Here is a 5,135-nt window from a genome sequence, read left to right on the forward strand (position 1 = left end):
GCCCTGCTGACTACCACCATGCCGTCCATGGAGAGCACGGTCAAGGCGGTCAAGGAAGCAGGCATGACCACTAAGACGATCATTGGCGGCGCGCCGGTGACCCAGGCCTTTGCCGACCAGATCGGCGCCGACGGCTACAGCGCCGACGCCCCGGGAGCGGTCAAGCTGGTCAAGGAACTGATGGCGTAGAATAGAGGGCAAGTGATGGATTCATCAATTTCACCCGTTCCTGTGGATCGTCTTGAAGTATATGTATTGATAGATAATTACGTTGATGGGGGGTTACCTCCTTCTACCGGTGTATGTCGTTATTCGTTGAACCATGAAGGCAAACTGCCGATCAATTCTTATCTGGCAGAGCATGCAATCAGCTTGATGGTTACGGCCTATGTCGAAAATAAGTATTATCGGATTATATTGGATGCCGGATGCAGTCCGGAGGCGTTGCCTCATAATATTGAATTTGGCAACGTAGACTTGAACAGAGTAACCGATGTTGTGATCAGCCACGGCCATGAAGACCATATGGGGGCATTGCCCCAACTTTTAGCAAGGATACCAAATCCTGCCAGAGTTTATGCACACCCAACAGCTTTTCATTCGCCCCGTTATTACCTTGCCGATTCAGGTGAATTGCTCAGGCAACCGGTATTTGAGCGGGAATGGATATCATCAGCCAAAGCAGAGTTGATCGAGACCCCCGACCCCATGCTTATTGGAGATGATCTCTATTTAATCACAGGTGAAATCCCCAGGAAAAACGAATTCGAAAAAGCTCTTCCCGGGTCATTGATGGAAGTAGATGGAGAATTGGAGCCAGATAATATTATTGACGATCAGGCGATTATAGTTGTTTTGAAGCATCACGGCCTGGTGATCCTTACCGGCTGTGCCCATGCAGGGGTCATTAATACGGTAGATTTTGCGCGTCGGTTGACCGGCATTGATAGAGTATACGCTGTCATTGGGGGATTCCATCTTTCCGGGGAACCATTCCAACAGGCACTTGAACCGACCTTGGATGCATTGAAAAGAATTGATCCGAAGGTTCTTGTTCCAATGCACTGCACGGGAATAGAGGCGAAGGCACTTTTTTATAAAGAAATGCCAGATCGTATTAAGGTAAGCGGAGTGGGAACGACGTTCCATTTTCCGATCACCTGAATTGATAGCTCAAAGAATCGCATAAAAAGCCTATTTCAACTCGAAAGCAACTAATCTCCCATCATCGTAGAATTTATCAACACCAACCGCAAGGCAATCAAGGCGACTTTGTCCCTACACCGGGGCACACTCATGATCAGCTCCATCAACCTGAAAAATGAGCTTTATGACAAACTTATGCATTAACTACCTCAAGGCCTTCAGGACGGGTGTTTATGAATAAATAGATCTGCTTCTGATGTGAGAAGCTGACTTTGATAAGTTTCGGTGCAAGATAGATCACAAGAACTGAAGCTATTTGCTCCCGTCAAAACGGCATATACCTTGCCATGACATGGCGACGGTATATGATTCGCCATGAATCAAGATGTTGTGGTCGGTTAGAAAACCGACCAGGTTACGATTACATTCAGTAAGCTTTGTATGTCATGTAATTCAGGCGAGTTGACATACATCGAGATAGTCTTCATCCTGGCCTGAGTACAGATACCGCCATCCGTGGTTGTCAGGTCAAGGGAATTTTGAGGCGCAATATTGTCAAGCAACCTTCATCTTTTGACAAATTTTTTGCGGAGAACTTTACATCCGGCCGAATTCATAACATCCTCTTTTCCGTGTCCGCCACAAGATCAAACAGCTTCTTTCGTTACCTATTAGGTGCTTCACCCGATTTTTTTAAGTAGACAGAATTTCACGAACTTCCTCTCGGCCGTCCGATAGTCTTCGTAATAATCCTTATTTTCCATACGTTCGAATTCACTGCGGCACATTTTCACCATCAGTTTGATCCCCTGATCGCTCTGTGATCTTTTTTCCATTTTATCACCGCGTCCTGTATTGCGTTCTGCCGGGGGTTAACGGGGTCGGTCACTATGATCAGTGTATGACCATTCTGGCCAAAATCAAGTCTGGCGACTGGGTCATGTCTCGATATTTGAAATCATTTAATGTGCAAGCAACGCACCTCTTAATATGTAATTTTAGGTAGAAGCATAGTTGTGAAAAGGCCATACGAATTGGATCATAAATTCAGGATTAGCATAAATTCTCCCTTGCCCGGACAGTGACTGGGATTTTTGGTTGCCGGGGAAGCCATCGAAGATGCACAGGAAGAGATGGAAGATGCAATCGAAGAGGCGGTATATAATCTGGCTGTTTCGGATTGCAAATTTAAAAAACGTGGTAATTTTGGATAGACCCAATGGTTTCGGCTTATAGTTGTAGCCGACAAGTAATAAAATCTTAATTGACAAAATAGAAATGGGATTCAATTCTACTATCTATCGGAACGAACGCCATGCAACCATTATAGAATCTTAATTCATTTTTAGAAAACTATAAGGCAAATACTCTCAATGAGAACTTAAAGCTCAGGAGATGATTATGATTTTTATAAAGAATATTAACGGATTTGTTTTAGCCGCAGGACTCATAGCGACTTTGATGATCACACATCCTGTGGCAGCTTCGGATGCGGGTTCACCGACAACGGATATGCTCTCCAACGCCTACACCGGCAAAGTTTATTCGCCCTATGCTAAACGAGGTATTTCCGAAAGGCCGCTGTGGGGCGATTCACACCTCCACACTTCGCTCTCGATGGATGCAGGTCTGTTTGGTAACCGCCTGTCTCCACGTGAAGCTTACCGCTTCGCTCGGGGTGAAGAAGTTGTCTCCTCAACCGGACAGGCGGTGCGCCTTTCTCGTCCCCTGGACTGGCTGGTGGTCGCTGACCATTCCGATGGCATGGGCATGGTGGGCGATCTTGCTGCCGGCAAGCCACAAATATTGGCCTTCGAGCAGGGCACGCGCTGGAGCAAGGGCATTGAGGAAGGCGGCGATGCGTCGGTTCAGGCGGCGCTCGACCTGATCTCAAACTTTTCGCAGGGCACAGTAGATCCCGCGTTGATGGCGCTTTATTCGCCGGGCTCGAAACTCTACAAGAACCTTTGGGAAAAAGTCATCGACGACGCCGAGGCATTCAACGACCCTGGGCGGTTTACTGCACTCATTGGCTTTGAATGGACTTCATTGATCAAGGGCAATAACATGCATCGGGTCGTCATCATGCGGGATGGCGCAGTCCGCGCCAGACAGGTCGTGCCTTTTACCATGACGGCACCCCAGGGGAGCCCCGACCCCCGGGATTTGTGGAAGTACATGGCCAACTACGAAAAGAAGACTGATGGTGAAGTGCTGGCGATCGCACACAACGGAAATCTATCCAACGGGATCATGTTTCCGCTGGAGGCGCAGTGGAACGGCACCAAGCTCGACGAGACCTATGTCACCCAGCGCAGCAAGTGGGAACCGCTCTACGAAGCGACCCAGATCAAGGGTGACGGCGAAACCCATCCTTTTCTGTCACCGGACGACGAATTTGCCGACTACGAGACCTGGGATGTCGCCAATCTCGATGCCTCAGTGGCAAAGACCAACGATATGCTGGCCGGGGAATACGCCCGCGAGGCATTAAAACGTGGCCTGGCGATCGAGAAACGGCTCGGGACCAATCCATACAAGTTCGGCATGCTTGGCGCCACGGACAGCCATACATCACTGGCAACCGCCGAAGAAGACAACTTCTTTGGTAAGCATGCCGGCTACGAGCCGAATCCGGGACGGATGAGTCATCCTTTCATGAAAACGGACAAAGGGGAAATAGTCGGTTGGCAGATGGTCGCTTCGGGACTTGCTGCGGTCTGGGCAACCGAGAATACCCGCGAAGCAATATTTGATGCGATGCTGCGAAAGGAAGTCTATGGCACAACCGGGCCGCGAATGTCTGTGCGGATGTTTGGCGGTTGGGAATTTACCGACGGGGATATCAACTCTCGGATACCGGCCAATGTTGGTTATCAGAAAGGATCACCGATGGGCGGAGACCTTCGTGTGAAACCCGAGGACGCGACCGCGCCGAACTTCATGGTCTATGCCTTGCGCGATCCGATTGGTGCCAATCTCGATCGTATCCAGATTGTGAAAGGCTGGCTCAATGCTGACGGCACAACACATGAGAAAGTATACGACGTTGTGTGGTCCGGTGAAAGAGTATTGGATAAGAAAGGTAAATTACCAGCTGTCGGCAACACCGTCGACGCTGCGACTGCTAGCTGGACCAATACCATCGGCGCAGCAGAATTGAGTGTGGTCTGGACGGATCCTTATTTTGATGCGAAGCAGAAGGCTTTTTACTATGCGCGGGTCCTTGAAATACCGACCCCTCGCTGGTCAACCTATGATACTTTCAGGTTTGGTATTGATCCGCCAGAGGGAGTGCCCGTCTCGACCCAGGAGCGGGCCTACACGTCACCCATCTGGTACACCCCGAAATCCTGAGCCGAATGAATACTTCAAAACTGCAGCGGTTCCTTAGGGAGCCGTTGCTACATTTCATCGTCATTGGCGGCCTTTTTTTTCTGATTTATACCGCCGTTAATGACGCCATTGGAAACTCATCTGATGTGATCCTCATCACCCCGGAACGAATTGGCCAGATAGCGGCTGAATACAACGGGGTCTGGAATCGGATGCCTACAGATGAGGAGCTTGATAGCCTGATCAATGAGGAAGTCCGGTCAGAGGTTTATTACCGCGACGCCCTGGTGCTCGGACTGGATAAAAATGATGCTATTGTCCGACGCCGGCTGCGGCAAAAGATGGAGTTTTTGACCGACACGGGTGTCTTTTTACAGGAACCCGCCGCAGGTGAGCTGGAGACCTATTATGCAGCAAATAAACAGGCCTACCGGAGTGAACCGCGCCTGGCGTTCGAGCAAGTCTACCTCGGCGAATCCCCATCCGAAGAGGCTGTTTCACAAACTATGAAAACACTGCTGTCAAAGCCGGCAATGGACCCATCCACACTGGGCCAGCGTACAGTTCTGCCAGCGCAGCTTAAACTGTCACAACCGAATGCGATTGACAGTGTGTTCGGCAAAGGATTCTACAGCCAGGTCGCTGAACTCGCT

5 protein-coding genes are annotated in these 5,135 nt (G+C 49.6%); 4 read left to right on the forward strand and 1 reads right to left on the reverse strand.

Annotation, left to right across the window (positions count from 1 at the left end; all coding sequences use genetic code 11):
* Both QNK41_RS08320 and QNK41_RS08325 read left to right on the forward strand, forming a co-directional pair.
* Nucleotides 1-189, forward strand: a 189-nt coding sequence (locus tag QNK41_RS08320; protein ID WP_413815130.1) for a B12-binding domain-containing protein, incomplete at its 5' end; no start/stop codon positions are given.
* 15 nt (nt 190-204) lie between these two features.
* On the forward strand, nt 205-1,164 hold the full coding sequence (locus QNK41_RS08325) for an MBL fold metallo-hydrolase (RefSeq protein WP_319255646.1): 960 nt from the start codon (nt 205-207) through the stop codon (nt 1,162-1,164).
* A gap of 662 nt (nt 1,165-1,826) precedes the next feature.
* Here QNK41_RS08325 and QNK41_RS08330 read toward each other — a convergent pair.
* The gene (locus QNK41_RS08330) at nt 1,827-1,982 is read right to left on the reverse strand and encodes a hypothetical protein (RefSeq protein ID WP_319255648.1); all 156 of its coding nucleotides are present in this window, start codon (nt 1,980-1,982) and stop codon (nt 1,827-1,829) included.
* A gap of 565 nt (nt 1,983-2,547) precedes the next feature.
* Here QNK41_RS08330 and QNK41_RS08335 point away from each other — a divergent pair.
* Together QNK41_RS08335 and QNK41_RS08340 are read left to right on the forward strand one after the other, a co-directional pair.
* The gene (locus QNK41_RS08335; protein WP_319255650.1) at nt 2,548-4,503 is read left to right on the forward strand and encodes a DUF3604 domain-containing protein; all 1,956 of its coding nucleotides are present in this window, start codon (nt 2,548-2,550) and stop codon (nt 4,501-4,503) included.
* Nucleotides 4,504-4,508: 5 nt separating this feature from the next.
* Nucleotides 4,509-5,135 (forward strand): hypothetical protein (locus tag QNK41_RS08340; RefSeq protein WP_319255652.1); only part of this gene is annotated, 627 nt, incomplete at its 3' end.

It is taken from the genome of Desulfosarcina sp. (assembly GCF_033791525.1).
Lineage (GTDB): Bacteria > Desulfobacterota > Desulfobacteria > Desulfobacterales > Desulfosarcinaceae > Desulfosarcina.